Origin of the sequence: Chitinophaga sp. (assembly GCF_035564935.1) — a bacterium.
In the GTDB taxonomy this organism is placed as follows: Bacteria; Bacteroidota; Bacteroidia; order Chitinophagales; family Chitinophagaceae; genus Chitinophaga.
Map to the genome: position 1 here is coordinate 1 of NZ_DATMTE010000911.1, position 15,183 is coordinate 15,183.

Consider the following 15,183-nt stretch of genomic DNA (forward strand, 5'->3'; position numbering starts at 1 on the left):
CGGATAATCTAAACTAAAGACAATATTTATAACAATTTAACGCTGAACTGAAGTTGGAAAAAACCGCAACTCATACCAACATTTCTGCATATCATCCCGCTTTAAACAAAGGGGTATATTCTGTTGGGTTCAATGTCTTTAGATTCCTTTCCCGACGACCTAGAATTTGATAGCGCTTGTCTGTATAACCGCTATCGCACCGTGATTCCCCAATCCTCCGGTGAACCTTTCCATCAATGGAATTTCAAGTTACTTTATTGATTCACGATTTCAATTTAAAAAGTTGGAAAATCAACATATCATCGTTAGGGTAGCCACTCCTGACGATATTCACTATTCAAATACCATCACCGACGAGATGGAATCATCTGCAAAAGCAAGAGGAACCGGCATTGCAAAGCGTTCCCCTGATTATGTAGAGCTGAAAATGAAGGAAGGTAAGGCCGTGATTGCCGTTACCGAACAGGGCGATTGGGTGGGCTTCTGCTATATTGAGGCCTGGGGGCATGAGAAATTTGTGGCGAACTCGGGACTGATCGTTAATCCCGCCTTCAGAGGGCATGGTGTTGCCAAATCAATCAAGAAAAGAATATTCGAGCTGTCGAGAGAGAAATACCCCGATGCCAAGATCTTCGGTTTAACCACCGGGCTGGCAGTAATGAAAATCAATTCCGAGCTTGGTTACGAGCCGGTAACATACTCTGAGCTTACCGACGATGAAGAGTTCTGGAAAGGTTGCAGAAGCTGTGTGAACTTCGACATCCTCACTGCCAAAAACAGGAAGAACTGTTTGTGTACCGCCATGCTGTACAATCCGCTGGAGAAACTGAAAGAAGCAGAAGAAAAAGCAATGGCCGAAAAAGCTGCCGCTGCGGAACCACAACCACAGCCGCAATTATCTGTGAACGCCAGTGGTCATATGCACCACGCCAGGCGCCGCCGCAGATTTAAAGGAAACATAAAGCTTTACGAGCGATGGTTACGTTTTAAAAGATTTGTTTTGCTGAAAAGCAGGAAAGAAGGTGGCGCCACCGGGTCAAAAAAGAAATTTTTCCTGTTCTGACTACAGGATTGTCAATATTGTAATCTGGATCTATAAAAAAAGATGTCATAATGAAAAAAGTAGTACTGGGATTTAGCGGAGGACTTGATACTTCCTATTGCGTTAAATATCTGACCGAAGAAAAAGGATATGAAGTGCATTCAGTGATCGTAAACACTGGTGGTTTCTCTGAAGAGGAACTGCAGGAAATAGAAAAGCGCGCTTATAACCTGGGCGTTAAAAGTCATAAAACTGTTAATGCAATACGTTCTTATTATGATGGTGTGATCAAATACCTCATCTTCGGTAATGTACTGAAAAATAATACCTACCCGTTAAGCGTAAGTGCAGAGCGCATGAGCCAGGCGCTGGCCATCGCGGAATATGTGAAGGAAGTAGGCGCCGACGCAGTAGCGCACGGCAGCACCGGTGCAGGTAACGACCAGGTGCGTTTCGATATGGTATTCCATATCATGATCCCCGGTGTGGAGATCATTACTCCTATCCGTGATATGAAACTGAGCCGTGAAGAAGAGATCACTTATCTCCGGTCGAAAGGAGTGGAAGTGAACTTTGAAAAAGCAATGTACTCTATCAACAAAGGTATGTGGGGAACTTCCGTAGGCGGTAAAGAAACACTGACCTCCAACGGCATGCTGCCTGAAGCGGCATGGCCCACCCAGCTTACAAAGCAGGGAGAAGAGCAGGTGAAATTAACATTTGAAAAAGGAGAGCTTACCGGTGTGAACGATAAAACTTTCGGTCACCCCAGTGAAGCCATTCAATATTTACAAACCATTGCCGGCCCGTTTGCCATTGGCCGCGATATCCACGTAGGCGATACCATCATCGGTATCAAAGGACGTGTTGGGTTTGAAGCTGCTGCGCCCATGGTGATCCTTAAAGCGCATCACGCACTGGAAAAGCATGTGTTAACCAAATGGCAGCTGAGCTGGAAAGACCAGCTGGCGCAGTTCTACGGTAACTACATGCACGAAGGACAGATCATGGACCCGGTAATGCGCGATATCGAAGCCTTCCTGCAAAATACCCAGGAAAACGTATCCGGCGAAGTGTTCGTTACCCTGATGCCTTACCGTTTCCAGGTAACCGGTATCAGTTCCCCTTACGACCTGATGAGCAGCAAGTTTGGTAAATACGGTGAAATGAACACCGGCTGGAGCGGCGACGATGTAAGAGGATTCAGCAAAATTTTTGGTAACCAGACCATGATCTGGCACCAGGTTAAAAATTCTATCTAAATCAGCAGGCAATGGCAAATGATAAAAAGATAAAGGCAGGAATTGTAGGCGGGGCAGGTTATACAGGCGGTGAAATGATCCGGCTTTTACTGAACCACCCGGATGTTACTATTTCGTTTGTGCATAGCCGTAGTAATGCGGGCAACCCGCTGTATGCTGTGCATGCCGACCTGCTGGGAGAAACAGAGCAACTGTTCACCGGCGATCTTAGTAATGATATCGACGTGATGTTCCTTTGCCTGGGCCATGGCGAATCAAAGAAATTCCTGGAAGCCAATGATGTGGCAGCGCATGTAAAAGTGATTGACCTGAGCCAGGATTTTCGTTTAGGCGAAACCGTTAAGGAACGCGTGTTTGTATACGGGCTGCCTGAAATGCAGCGGGAACAAATTAAAACCGCGCAGAACATTGCCAATCCCGGCTGTTTTGCTACCGGTATCCAGCTGGGGCTATTACCGCTTGCCAAAGCAGGGCTGCTGGGAGAAGTGCATACCACCGGTATCACCGGCTCCACCGGCGCAGGACAAAGCTTACAGGCCACCTCTCACTTTACATGGAGAGCCAATAATATTTCTACCTATAAAGTGCTCACTCACCAGCACCTGAAAGAAATACGACGAAGCCTGCAGCTGTTGCAGCCAGGCTACAATGGTGAGGTGAACTTTGTTCCGGTACGCGGCGATTATCCAAGAGGGATCTGGGTAACCTCGTACCTGCAAACCGACTTATCGCTGGAAGAGGCTGTGAAGCTGTATAAAGACTTTTACGCCGGTCATCCGTTTACACACGTAAGCGATAAACAGATAGATCTGAAGCAGGTGGTAAATACCAACAAGTGTTTGATCCAACTGGAAAAAACCGGTAACAAACTGGTGATCCATTCCATTGAAGACAACCTGCTGAAAGGCGCTTCCGGTCAGGCAGTGCAAAACATGAACCTGATGTGCGGACTGGATGAAACGGCAGGACTGAAACTGAAGTCCATCGTGTTCTAAACGTTTTTATCATTCTCAATTTTTTTGCCAGCATGAAACTCTTCGACGTATATCCCGTTAACGATATCATTATAGAAAAAGCCCTCGGCTCCCATGTTTGGGACGATAAGGGTACGCAATACCTGGACCTGTACGGCGGGCATGCCGTGATCTCTATTGGTCATACGCACCCGCATTACGTAAAACGCCTTACAGACCAGTTACATAAAGTAGGCTTCTATTCCAATTCCGTAAAGATGCCTTTACAGGAAGAACTGGCCGCCCTGCTGGGCAAGGTATCCTGTAAGGAAGACTACCAGCTGTTCCTCTGCAACTCCGGTGCAGAAGCCAATGAAAACGCTTTGAAGCTGGCTTCTTTCTACAACGGTAAAAAGAAAGTGATCGCTTTTAAAAAAGCATTCCATGGCAGAACATCCCTGGCGGTAGCTGCTACCGATAATCCAAAGATCGTAGCGCCGGTAAATGAAACAGACAACGTAGTGTTTTTACCCTGGGAAGACCAGGCCGCACTGGAACAGGCTTTTCAACAGTATGAAGTATCTTCTGTGATCATTGAAGGTATACAGGGCGTAGGTGGCATTAATGTAGCCAGCGAAGCTTTCCTGCAAAAGATCAGGAGCCTTTGCGATGCGCACAATGCCGTATTCATTGCAGACTCTGTGCAGTGCGGATACGGCCGCAGCGGTAAATTTTACTCGCACGATTTTGCCGGTGTAAATGCTGATATCTACAGCATGGCAAAAGGAATGGGGAACGGTTTCCCTATCGGCGCCATTATCATTGCGCCTAAGTTCCAGGCTGTGTATGGCATGCTGGGCACCACCTTTGGCGGTAATCACCTGGCCTGCGCCGCAGCCCTGGCCGTACTGGAAACCATACAGGCGGAAAAACTGGTAGAGAATGCAGCTACTATAGGTAACTATCTCATGGAAAACCTGCGCACTTTTGATAAGGTAAAAGAAGTAAGAGGCCGTGGTTTGATGATCGGTATAGATCTTCCCGAAGAATTATCACAGGTAAGAAAAGAACTGCTGCATACCCATAAGATCTTTACCGGTGAGGCAAAACCAAACGTGATCCGTTTGCTGCCTTCACTGGCGCTTACACAAGCGCATGCCGATCAGTTCCTGGAAGCATTCGGAAAAGCATTAAATAAATAAGTAAACAACCATGTACGGCAGGCAGTGTGCCTTTACATCTTTCCACTGCCTGTTTAAAGCCTATAAGCGAAATGAAACAATTTATTTCTACAGCAGATGTTCCCAGTGTCCCGCGGTTAGTGGACATTGCGCTGAACTACAAGAAAGATCCTTTGAGGGATAAGGAATTAGGTAAGAATAAAACAGTGGGAATGATATTCCTGAATCCCAGTTTGCGAACACGCTTAAGTACACAGATCGCTGCAAAGAACCTGGGTATGGAAGCCATCGTGTTTAACATCGATAAGGAGGGCTGGGCGCTGGAAATGAATGATGGCGTGGTGATGAATGGCAACACCACCGAACATGTAAAGGAAGCTGCGGCAGTAATGGGACAGTATTTCGATATACTGGCTATCCGTACATTTCCCGGTTTGAAGAATAAAGAAGAAGATTATACGGAGAAATATATTAACCAGTTCATTAAGTATGCCGGTGTGCCGGTGGTAAGCCTGGAAAGCGCTACCCTGCACCCTTTGCAGAGTTTAACAGATGTAATCACCATTAAGGAAAACTGGCAGCAGACCCGTAAACCTAAAGTGGTAATGACCTGGGCGCCTCACGTAAAAGCGCTGCCACAGGCTGTTCCCAACTCTTTTGCACAATGGATGAACGCATGGGGAGAAGCAGATTTTGTGATCACTCACCCGGAAGGTTATGAACTGGATGAAAAATTTTCCGGTAATGCACATATTGAATATGACCAGGATAAGGCATTGAAAGATGCAGACTTTGTATACGTGAAAAACTGGTCTTCTTACAAAGACTATGGCAAGATCACCTGTACAGACCCTTCCTGGATGGTGACTAACGAAAAACTGGCGCATACCAATGCGGCTAAAGTAATGCACTGCCTGCCTGTAAGAAGGAATGTAGTAATTGCAGATGAAGTACTGGATGGTCCGCAATCTATCGTTATCCGGGAAGCGGGTAACCGTGTATGGGCTGCCCAGGCGGTTTTGAGTGAAATACTGAAAGGATAATTATGATCAACTTATTTATTATCAAAGTAGGCGGAAACGTGATCGATAACCCGGCATTGCTGCAAACCTTCCTGGAGAAGTTTGCAGCCATTCCGGGTAAAAAGATCCTGATACATGGCGGCGGTAAAATCGCTACCCGTATCGGCGACAAGCTGGGCATTGAATCAAAGTATGTAGACGGCCGGAGGATCACGGATGCAGATACCATCGATGTGGTGACAATGGTATACGGCGGTTTGGTGAACAAACAGCTGGTAGCCCGGCTGCAGGCCAATGGCTGTAATGCCATCGGTTTAACCGGTGCGGATGCCAACATCATTCCTGCGGTAAAAAGACCGGTAAAGGAAATCGACTATGGTTTTGTGGGCGATATACATACCGGCGCCCTGCATACCGCTCCGCTGAAAGCCTTGCTGGATGCCGGTATTACACCGGTGTTTGCACCGCTTACGCATGATGGTAAGGGGCAGATCCTCAATACAAATGCGGATACCATTGCTTCTTCCCTGGCTATTGCTTTATCAGAGCACTATAGCGTGAGGTTGATCTACTGCTTTGAAAAGAAGGGCGTATTGCGGGATCCGGCAGATGATGAGGCTGTGATCAATCTCATCAACAAAGAAATTTACCAGCAACTGCTGGAAGAAAAAATACTGTCGGACGGAATTTTGCCAAAACTGCAAAATGCTTTCGGGGCAATAGACAATGGTGTAAAAGAAGTGCTGATTGGGCATGCGGATGATGTTCTGAGCAATACAACCCCCGAAGTGGCAGGCACGCTAATATGCTAACCTATGTGGAACGAAAAACTATATGATGTGGCGGTGGCCCTGCTGAAACAGATGATCGCCACCCCTTCATTAAGCCGCGAAGAAGACGGCACCGCGCAACTGATCAGTGAATTTCTGACAGCCATGGATATTCCGCATGAGCGGCATCTCAATAATATCTGGGCCTTCAATAAACATTACGATCCCTCCAAACGTAATATACTCCTGAACTCCCATCATGATACCGTAAAACCCAATCCGCAATATACCCGTGATCCTTTCAGTCCGGATGTGGAAGACGGAAAGCTCTACGGGCTCGGTAGCAATGATGCCGGCGGTTGCCTGGTAAGCCTCATCGCAACGTTCCTGCACTTTTATCATCGCAGCGATCTTAACTATAACATTATCCTTACAGCTACTGCAGAAGAAGAGATCAGCGGCGCCAACGGGATAGAAAGTATCCTTCCAAAACTGCCCGCTGTTGAATTTGCGATTGTGGGCGAACCTACTTTAACCCAACTGGCTATCGCTGAAAAAGGTTTGATGGTACTGGATTGCACCAGTTATGGCAAAGCAGGGCATGCCGCCAGGGAGGAAGGGGAAAATGCTTTGTATAAAGCATTGCCCGATCTTAATTGGTTTAAAGATTTCCGCTTTCCAAAAGTATCGGAAACACTGGGGGCGGTGAAGATGAGCGTTACCGTGATCAATACTTCCAATAAAGCGCATAACGTAGTACCGGCCGATTGTACCTTTGTGGTAGATGTACGGGCTACTGATCAGTATACACTTGAAGAGCTGCTGGAAATTATCCGGGCCAATGTATCCTGCGAGGTAAAGCCACGATCCATGCGGATGAGGCCATCCTTTATCCCCATGGATCACCCGTTTGTACTGGCAGGCGTAAGTGTGGGTAAATCCTGCTATGGATCGCCTACCACGTCCGACCAGGCGCTGATCCCCGCTACCTCTGTAAAAATGGGACCCGGCGACTCAGCCCGCTCACATACCGCAGATGAATATATTCACCTGCACGAAATTAAAGAAGGCATCCAGAGTTATATTCAGTTACTTGAAATGATCCAGTAGTATGAATTTTGAACCTGTTTTGGAAAATAAGCGCGTTTTGCTGCAGCCTTTGCAGCAGGAACACCTGCAGGCGCTGCTGCCGGTTGCACTGGATCCGTCTTTGTGGAGAATAGGATTGCAGCATGTTGCCAGTGAACAGGACCTGGAAGCATATATCGGGAAAGCATTGGGAGAAAGAGCGGCGCAAACATCCATTCCTTTTGTGATCATTGATAAAAAGGAAAACCGCATGGCTGGTTCCACCCGTTTTATGGGGTTATCTTTACCGCATAAGAAAACAGAAATAGGCGCTACCTGGATCACACCTGCGTTGCATGGCTCCGGCCTTAATAAGGCCATGAAATTTGCTATGCTGCAATACGCGTTTGAAGTGATGGAGCTGAACCGGGTGGAGTTCAAAACAGATGAATTGAATACACAGTCGCGCAACGCTATCCTCAGCCTGGGTTGCACACAGGAAGGCATTTTCCGGCATCATATGATCACCAGCACCGGGCGGCTGCGTAACAGTGTTTTCTTTAGCCTGCTGAAAGAAGAGTGGCCGGATGTAAAGCAGCGTATCTTTGGTAAATATGATTTTTAATTTCATGCCTTAACTGCGCCTGAAAAAACTATAGTATTATGAAATTGTGGCAAAAAGATAAAGCTTCCTTAGCGGCGGTGGAAACATTCACCGTAGGAAAAGACCGTGAAATGGATGCCTTCCTGGCGCCGTTTGATGTGCTGGGTTCCATGGCGCATATCACCATGCTGCAAAGTATAGGATTGCTGGAAAAGGAAGAACTCACCATACTGAAACAGGAACTTAAAAACATTTACCAGGAAATTCAGTCCGGCAGTTTTAAACTGGAAGAAGGAGTGGAAGATATTCACTCACAGGTAGAACTGTTGCTGACCCGTCGTTTGGGCGAAGTTGGCAAGAAGATCCACAGCGGCCGCTCGCGCAACGATCAGGTGCTGGTAGACCTGAAGCTGTTCCTGCGTCATGAGCTGCAAACCATGACGGAAGAGGTGCTGGCGTTGTTTCACCTGCTGCAACAAAAAAGCGAGGAATATAAAGCACACCTGATACCGGGTTATACCCATCTGCAAATTGCCATGCCTTCCTCTTTCGGATTATGGTTTGGCGCTTATGCAGAAAGCCTGGTAGACGACCTTACCATGTTACAGGGCGCATACCGGGTGGTGAATAAAAACCCGCTGGGCTCTGCTGCCGGTTATGGATCTTCGTTCCCCCTTGACCGTGAGCTTACCACCGCATTGCTTGGTTTTGATGCGCTTAACTATAACGTAGTATACGCACAGATGGGCCGCGGTAAAACGGAGAAGATAGTCGCTTTTGCACTGGCAGGCATTGCCGCCACTATTGCCAAAATGGCCATGGACGCCTGTTTGTTTATGAACCAGAACTTTGGCTTTATCAGCTTCCCGGATGAACTGACCACCGGCTCCAGTATCATGCCGCATAAAAAGAACCCGGATGTGTGGGAACTGATCCGCTCTCATGGCAATAAACTCCAGGCATTGCCCAATGAAATTGCGATGATGATCACCAACCTGCCTTCCGGCTACCACCGCGACTTACAGCTGTTGAAGGAGAACCTGTTCCCGGCTTTTCAAACGCTCAAAGACTGTATCCGCATGAGCCGCCTCATGCTGGAAAATATCCGCATTAAGGAAAATATACTGGACGATGACAAGTACCAGTACCTCTTCAGCGTGGAAGTGGTGAATAACCTGGTGCTGCAGGGCACTCCTTTCCGTGAGGCCTATAAGAAAGTAGGGATGGATATTGAAAACGGTACCTTCTCACCGGACAAGGCCGTGAATCATACCCATGCAGGTAGCATCGGCAATTTAGGTACACAGCAGATTGCAGCACAAATGGATGCCGTGATCAAAGGATTTCCTTTTGAATCAGTAGATAAAGCGATAGAAAAATTGCTCAACAGCTAATAAACATATTTACATAAAAAAAGCAGGGATCACATATTGATCCCTGCTTTTTTTATGCCGGTATTTTTAGAATCCTATAGTCATGCCGGCAAAGAAATTAATACCTGCCATAGGATAATAATAGCTATCATATACTACGCGGTTGCTGCCAAGATCGTAGCTGCTGTAAGTGCTTCCGTTGGGCGCATATTTCACGTTGAAAACATTGTTCAGCATGAATTGCAGTCCGAGTTCCCGGAATAACGGTTGCGGCACTACGTAGTTGATGCGCAGGTTATTTACAAAGTAAGGATCGAGGCTGCCATCTATGTTGGAGGTATTGTCCATATACTGGCGGCTTACATATTTCCCGAGTACATCGATGTTCAGGTTTTTAACCGGTTTCACGGTTAACGTGAACCCACCTACGAAAGAGGGGGAGAAGGAAATATCTGTTTTGCTGAATACCTGTGTATGTGCCGCTTCATCGCCATCGTAACTAACGGCATGGTAATCCAGCACTTTGTTCTGGCTCAAAGCTGCGTTGGCGGCTATGTTCACGATGCTGCCCAGTTTTACGTTACCATTCACTTCAACACCCATGCGGTAGCTTTTAGGAATGTTGGTACGTACATAGGCGCCTACATCCGTGAGCATGCCGGTTTGCACCAGCTGGTTTTTGTAGTTCATGTAATATACGTTGGCCTGTATAGCGGCAATGTTATTGTTCCATGAGTAACCTGCTTCCACATCGCGGAGTATTTCCGGTTGGGGCGCCGCTACGCCGTAGTTGTTCTCAAAGTCGCCGCGGTTGGGCTCTTTATGAGCAATGGCAACGGACGCAAATACCCGGTTGGTGGGATTAATGTTGTAGGAAATACCTGCCTTGGGATTGAAGAAATTATAGTTCACATGTGCAATATATGTGGGGGCAGCTTCAAACCCATCCATGTTGTACATGATGTTGCGGTATTGCATATCTGCAAAAATGCTCAGGGCAGTGGTAAGTTTATATTCTCCTTTCCAGTATACATTGAAATCATTTTTGGCGGCGGGATACGTGTAGTATTCATGATCTTTGTCGATGCCGGTTTGTGCCCAGATGATTTTGCCGTAATGATCGCCGGTATAGCGGTTCCAGCCGCCGCCCAGGCTCCAGTTGAATTTTTCGCCGGTACGGTTTACAGAAAATACGGAGCCATAAAAGTAATTGTCCAGCCACAGCTGCCGGACGAGATCAGTAGTATCAACGCTTTTACCGTTGATCACCGGTCCCTGAAGTCCATAATCAGAGAATGGCTGCTGCGCTTTATATTCTTCGTAGTAGCCGCGTCCTCGGGTGAGGTGGAAGGCCACGTTAAAGTTGAGGTGGGAGTTAATTTCCTGGTTGAGGAACAACTGGTAATGATCCTGCTGATAATTGTCGGTTTCATTATCATAGGGAGTACCTGGTTTTTCGGTGCCGGCCGCATTGTATGTGCGGTCTGTTTCCAGGAGTGCTTTTGGTACGCCGTACCAGGCCTGGTACGTTTTTTCTTTCCCGGAGAAGACGTTCAGCCGTATGGCTGTTTTGGCGGAAACGTAGGCGGCGGAAGTATAGAAAGATTGCAGGTCGGAAGTGGCGCGGTCTATATACCCGTCTGATGAAATTTTGGAGAGGCGCGCATCAATGGTGAAGTGATCGTTGATGAGGCCGGAACCTGCCTTCACCGTATGTTTCCAGCTGTTGAAGGAGCCGTAGCTATTACTGATTTCGCCGTAGGCCTTTTCATTGAATTGGTTGGTGCTGAGGTTCAGCGTAGCGCCAAAAGCGGAAGCGCCATTGGTGGAAGTACCTACGCCCCGCTGCAGCTGAACGCTGCTTACAGAAGAAGCAAAGTCCGGCATGTTCACAAAAAAGGTTCCCTGCGATTCCGCATCGTTCACCGGGATACCATTTACCGTAACGTTGATGCGGGTAATATCGGAGCCACGTACCCGCATTCCGGTATAGCCGATGCCGGTACCGGCGTCTGAATTGGTGACTACGCCGGGCTGCTGATCCAGCAGGATAGGCAGGTCCTGCCCGAGATTTTGTTTTTTGATATCCGCTGCTGTTAAGGTAGTGTTTACAAAAGGTGAATTTTTACCTGCGCGTAAGCTGCTGATCTCTACCGGTTTTACAAACAGTGCTGTTGTTTCCAGGGAGATGTCGTTGAGTTGGGTGCTGTTATTGGCGGTAATGGTAGTGGTAAATGTTTTGAACCCTACAAAGCTGGCTGTTAAAGTATAATTTCCTTTTTTAGGAAGATGGATACTGTAATGGCCCCTGCTGTCGGTAACAGCGCCGGTTTGGTTGATGGAAATGGTAACACCCTCCAGTGGCTGGCTGCTGGTTTTACTGGTAACGGTACCGGTTACCAGCGATTGTGCATGTAAAGCGCCTGCTACGGATAGCAGCACTAATAACATTAGCTGTTTCATTTTAAATATCCTGTTTTCTGTTTGTTCATTCCTAACCAGCATTACCTGGTCCAGGTTCATTGGGTGTGATCTCAGCCTGAAAGTAAGGCACCCCATGTGTTGCGTTACTGCAAAGGTATACTTGTAGAAATTATAAATCAGAAATTATTTTTTGGGAGAAGGAAATAGCTTAATTTTCAGGATACTTCTCTCAATCATCTTTTATAAATTTTTAATCATTTAAATCTTTATTTCTGATGATGAAACTTCAGTTTATCGGGCATCTTGGCCGCGATGTAGTGAAAAAAGAAGTCAACGGCGCTACTGTTTTCAATTTTCCGGTAGCGGTAAATGAGCGTTTTAAGAACGCACAGGGCGTACTGGAAGAAAGAACTACCTGGGTGGATTGCGCGCTTTGGGACAAGTTCAATGTAGCTCCTTTTTTAACGCAGGGTGTAATGGTATACGTAGAGGGCGCTCCCAAAGTGGAGGCTTACGTAAGCACAGCAACCGGTGCGTTATGCGGGGCACTGAGGCTCCGGGTGTTTTCGCTGAAGTTACTCAGCCGTAAGGACGAGGAAAAACGGAAAACTGTGGTGTCGGAAGTACCGGTACCCGAGGCAGAACCCGTTCAGGAACAGCCCGCTGACGATCTTCCATTTTAACAATGTATGAAGCATTCCAATATGAAAGCCAACCGTTTATGGTTGGCTTTTTGTATTTCTTTTAAAAAAGATTTGGTGCTGAATGAAATAGTTGTATCTTTGCACCCTCATTGCGAGGTAGAGCAGAGGTAGCTCGTCGGGCTCATAACCCGAAGGTCAGTGGTTCGAATCCGCTCCTCGCTACAAAATAGTACATCAGCGTACGTAAAAAAATTAAGAGCCGAAGAAATTCGGCTTTTTTTATTTCAGTAAGTTTGAGTTGTTACAACAACATCACAAGGTTTAATTGTCATCATGCATAAGGCAGGTTTTGTAAATATTTTTGGTAAGCCCAATGCGGGTAAAAGTACATTGCTGAACGCCATTATTGGTGAAAAGCTCGCTATTATTTCGCCCAAAGTGCAAACTACGCGGCACCGTATTACCGGCGTATTAACGGACCCTGCGTACCAGATCGTTTTTTCCGATACGCCGGGTATCATCGATCCAAAATACAAGCTGCATGAGAAAATGATGGGAGCGGTTAAATCTGCACTGGAAGATGCAGACGTAGCCCTGCTGATCATGGACGCCAAAGATAATATGGAAGAGAACCTGGAGCTGTTTGATTCACTGAAACTGAAAGTGCCCATCATTCTCATCCTTAATAAAATGGATAATATCCTCAAGGAGGATATGGAAGTTTTAACAGCACGCGCTAAAGCCTGGGGCAAAGCAGCAGCTGTGGTACCGGTATCTGCCATGCAGAAAAAAGGTATAAAGGAACTACTGGCGGAAATAGTAAAACTGCTGCCCGACGGCAACCCATTTTATCCTGACGACACACTAACGGATAAGTCTACACGCTTTTTAGTAGCAGAAATGATCCGTGAAAAAATATTCCAGCTGTTTGAAGAAGAGATCCCTTATCATACTACGGTAATTGTTACGCAATTCCAGGAAAAGGATACGCTCACAAAGATCACAGCTGAAATCATCGTTACCCGCGATACCCAGAAAGGCATCATCCTGGGTGAAAGGGGGAAATCCATCCGTGAGCTGGGAACATTGGCCCGGCAGGAGATAGAAAAATTTATCGAACGGAAAGTATTCCTGGAACTGTTTGTGAAAGTACGCGGCAAATGGCGCGATAACGACACTTTCCTGAAGGAATACGGATATTAACATTGAAAAATTCCTGGGTGTATTATCCAGGTTAGTACGACAAAATATAATAACAAAATGGCAGGATTTACAGTAGCTATAGTGGGCCGTCCCAACGTAGGCAAGTCAACGTTGTTCAACCGTTTACTGGAACAGCGGAAGGCCATCGTGGACGACCAGAGCGGTGTAACCCGCGATCGTCAATATGGTATTGCCGATTGGAACGGCAAAACCTTCAACGTAATCGACACCGGCGGATTTGTATCCAACAGCGACGATGTATTTGAGCGGGAGATTCGCAAGCAGGCAAAAGTGGCTATGGAAGAGGCCAATGTAATCATCTTCATGTGTGATGTAACCACCGGTATTACCGACCTGGATGCGGATGTGGCGGATATCCTGCGCCGTACCTCCAAACCGGTTTTCCTTGTAGTAAATAAAGTAGATAACAGTCAGCGCCAGCTGGAAGCGACAGAGTTTTACAGCCTGGGCTTTGAACGCACCTACTTCCTTTCTTCCATGACCGGCAGCGGTACCGGCGAATTGCTGGATGACGTGGTAACTTTTATTACCCCGGATATGGAGGATGCCAACCAGGATACCGACATTCCTAAAATAGCGATCATCGGTCAGCCTAACGTAGGGAAATCTTCCCTGCTGAATGCACTGGTGGGCGTAGAGCGCAACATCGTGTCTGATATTGCCGGTACTACCCGTGATACCATTCACACCCGTTACAATATGTTTCAGAAAGACTTCATGCTGATTGATACTGCGGGTATCCGCCGTAAAACAAAAGTGAATGAAGACCTGGAATTTTATTCCGTGATCCGCGCCATTAAAGCGGTAGATGAATCTGATGTGGTAATGTTGCTGCTGGATGCTGAAAAAGGCATCACCGCGCAGGATCTCAGTATTTTTAGTCTTGCTGCGCGCAAAGGCAAGGGCGTAGTGATCCTGGTGAACAAATGGGACCTTGTGGAAAAAGCCACCAATACCGCCCGTGACTACGAAAAAACGTTGAAAGAGCGGCTGGCGCCATTTTCCGATGTGCCCATCATCTTTACTTCCGTAACAGAAAAGCAGCGTATTTTCAAGGCGATTGAAACCGCCCTGGAAGTATACGAAAACCGTACCCGCCGGATCCAGACTTCCGTACTGAACGAAGTGATGCTGAAAGCAATTGAAGCATATCACCCGCCGGTGGTAAGGGGTATTCCTATCCGTATCAAGTATGTAACGCAGATTCCTACGCATACGCCGGCATTTGCCTTTTTCTGTAACCTCCCCGACGATGTGAAAACGCCGTACCGTAACTACCTGGAGAACCAGATCCGGACGAAATTCAATTTCACCGGGGTACCGTTGAAGATCTTCTTTAGAAAAAAATAAATACTTACCGGAAAAGCAGTAAGCAGATTTTGTATTTTATAAATTTTGCATACCTTTGCGGCGGTTTTAAAAATAAAACAACCTAAAAAATGAAAAAATTATTCGTATTAGCTGCTGCCGCTGGCCTGTTCTTCGTTGCTTGTAACGGTGGTAGCACTCCTGCTGCTGATTCTACTGCAACTGCGCCTGTAGACACTATGAACGCTGCTCCAGTAGCAACTCCGGTTGACTCTGCTGCTCACGTTGATTCTGCTGCTGTAACTGCT

At 46.8% G+C, this 15,183-nt stretch carries 13 protein-coding genes and 1 tRNA gene; 13 read left to right on the forward strand and 1 reads right to left on the reverse strand.

The genetic code is table 11. The features are described from left to right. Window positions 1-283 precede the first annotated feature (283 nt). The 9 genes from VN105_RS23750 (at window position 284) to argH (ending at window position 9,296) form a co-directional block, all read left to right on the forward strand. On the forward strand, window positions 284-1,063 hold the full coding sequence (locus VN105_RS23750) for a GNAT family N-acetyltransferase (protein ID WP_325644911.1): 780 nt from the start codon (window positions 284-286) through the stop codon (window positions 1,061-1,063). Between the two features lie 50 nt (window positions 1,064-1,113). Then, a complete protein-coding gene (gene argG, locus VN105_RS23755; RefSeq protein ID WP_325644912.1) occupies window positions 1,114-2,304 on the forward strand; it encodes an argininosuccinate synthase in 1,191 nt (396 codons plus the stop codon). Window positions 2,305-2,315: 11 nt separating this feature from the next. Next, complete coding sequence (gene argC / locus VN105_RS23760; RefSeq protein ID WP_325644914.1) at window positions 2,316-3,299, forward strand: N-acetyl-gamma-glutamyl-phosphate reductase; 984 nt, start codon at window positions 2,316-2,318, stop codon at window positions 3,297-3,299. Between the two features lie 32 nt (window positions 3,300-3,331). Continuing rightward, window positions 3,332-4,459, forward strand: coding sequence for an aspartate aminotransferase family protein (locus VN105_RS23765; protein WP_325644916.1), 1,128 nt, complete (start codon window positions 3,332-3,334; stop codon window positions 4,457-4,459). 71 nt (window positions 4,460-4,530) lie between these two features. Further along, window positions 4,531-5,481, forward strand: coding sequence for an N-acetylornithine carbamoyltransferase (locus VN105_RS23770; protein ID WP_325644918.1), 951 nt, complete (start codon window positions 4,531-4,533; stop codon window positions 5,479-5,481). A gap of 2 nt (window positions 5,482-5,483) precedes the next feature. Beyond that, on the forward strand, window positions 5,484-6,272 hold the full coding sequence (argB, locus tag VN105_RS23775; protein WP_325644920.1) for an acetylglutamate kinase: 789 nt from the start codon (window positions 5,484-5,486) through the stop codon (window positions 6,270-6,272). A gap of 3 nt (window positions 6,273-6,275) precedes the next feature. Further along, the gene (locus VN105_RS23780) at window positions 6,276-7,340 is read left to right on the forward strand and encodes a M20 family metallo-hydrolase (protein WP_325644922.1); all 1,065 of its coding nucleotides are present in this window, start codon (window positions 6,276-6,278) and stop codon (window positions 7,338-7,340) included. Between the two features lies 1 nt (window position 7,341). After that, window positions 7,342-7,923 carry a GNAT family protein gene (locus VN105_RS23785; RefSeq protein WP_325644924.1) on the forward strand — a complete coding sequence of 194 codons (582 nt, stop codon included), beginning with the start codon at window positions 7,342-7,344 and terminating at the stop codon, window positions 7,921-7,923. 38 nt (window positions 7,924-7,961) lie between these two features. After that, window positions 7,962-9,296 (forward strand): argininosuccinate lyase, encoded by a 1,335-nt coding sequence (gene argH, locus VN105_RS23790; protein WP_325644926.1) that lies wholly within the window; start codon window positions 7,962-7,964, stop codon window positions 9,294-9,296. Window positions 9,297-9,362: 66 nt separating this feature from the next. On the opposite strand, the gene VN105_RS23795 is transcribed toward argH, so the two are convergent. After that, window positions 9,363-11,738: a TonB-dependent receptor gene (locus VN105_RS23795; protein ID WP_325644928.1), complete on the reverse strand. Its 2,376-nt coding sequence runs from the start codon at window positions 11,736-11,738 to the stop codon at window positions 9,363-9,365. Window positions 11,739-11,974: 236 nt separating this feature from the next. Here VN105_RS23795 and VN105_RS23800 point away from each other — a divergent pair, with 236 nt between their 5' ends. The 4 genes from VN105_RS23800 to der all read left to right on the forward strand — a co-directional run bounded on the left by VN105_RS23800 (window position 11,975) and on the right by der (window position 14,917). Continuing rightward, on the forward strand, window positions 11,975-12,382 hold the full coding sequence (locus tag VN105_RS23800) for a single-stranded DNA-binding protein (protein ID WP_325644930.1): 408 nt from the start codon (window positions 11,975-11,977) through the stop codon (window positions 12,380-12,382). A 111-nt stretch (window positions 12,383-12,493) separates the two neighbouring features. Beyond that, window positions 12,494-12,565, forward strand: a tRNA-Met gene (locus VN105_RS23805). A 111-nt stretch (window positions 12,566-12,676) separates the two neighbouring features. Beyond that, complete coding sequence (gene era, locus VN105_RS23810) at window positions 12,677-13,546, forward strand: GTPase Era (protein WP_325644932.1); 870 nt, start codon at window positions 12,677-12,679, stop codon at window positions 13,544-13,546. Window positions 13,547-13,603: 57 nt separating this feature from the next. Beyond that, on the forward strand, window positions 13,604-14,917 hold the full coding sequence (gene der, locus VN105_RS23815; RefSeq protein ID WP_325644934.1) for a ribosome biogenesis GTPase Der: 1,314 nt from the start codon (window positions 13,604-13,606) through the stop codon (window positions 14,915-14,917). Window positions 14,918-15,183 lie beyond the last annotated feature (266 nt).

What these genes read in the sequence shown, in the direction of transcription:
- argC (WP_325644914.1), top strand. Translation starts at nt 2,316, where the DNA reads ATGGCAAATGATAAAAAGATAAAGGCAGGAATTGTAGGCGGGGCAGGT.
- VN105_RS23800 (WP_325644930.1), top strand. Translation starts at nt 11,975, where the DNA reads ATGATGAAACTTCAGTTTATCGGGCATCTTGGCCGCGATGTAGTGAAA.
- argB (WP_325644920.1), top strand. Translation starts at nt 5,484, where the DNA reads ATGATCAACTTATTTATTATCAAAGTAGGCGGAAACGTGATCGATAAC.
- der (WP_325644934.1), top strand. Translation starts at nt 13,604, where the DNA reads ATGGCAGGATTTACAGTAGCTATAGTGGGCCGTCCCAACGTAGGCAAG.
- VN105_RS23785 (WP_325644924.1), top strand. Translation starts at nt 7,342, where the DNA reads ATGAATTTTGAACCTGTTTTGGAAAATAAGCGCGTTTTGCTGCAGCCT.
- argH (WP_325644926.1), top strand. Translation starts at nt 7,962, where the DNA reads ATGAAATTGTGGCAAAAAGATAAAGCTTCCTTAGCGGCGGTGGAAACA.
- VN105_RS23770 (WP_325644918.1), top strand. Translation starts at nt 4,531, where the DNA reads ATGAAACAATTTATTTCTACAGCAGATGTTCCCAGTGTCCCGCGGTTA.
- argG (WP_325644912.1), top strand. Translation starts at nt 1,114, where the DNA reads ATGAAAAAAGTAGTACTGGGATTTAGCGGAGGACTTGATACTTCCTAT.
- VN105_RS23780 (WP_325644922.1), top strand. Translation starts at nt 6,276, where the DNA reads ATGTGGAACGAAAAACTATATGATGTGGCGGTGGCCCTGCTGAAACAG.
- era (WP_325644932.1), top strand. Translation starts at nt 12,677, where the DNA reads ATGCATAAGGCAGGTTTTGTAAATATTTTTGGTAAGCCCAATGCGGGT.
- VN105_RS23765 (WP_325644916.1), top strand. Translation starts at nt 3,332, where the DNA reads ATGAAACTCTTCGACGTATATCCCGTTAACGATATCATTATAGAAAAA.
- VN105_RS23795 (WP_325644928.1), bottom strand. Translation starts at nt 11,738, where the DNA reads ATGAAACAGCTAATGTTATTAGTGCTGCTATCCGTAGCAGGCGCTTTA.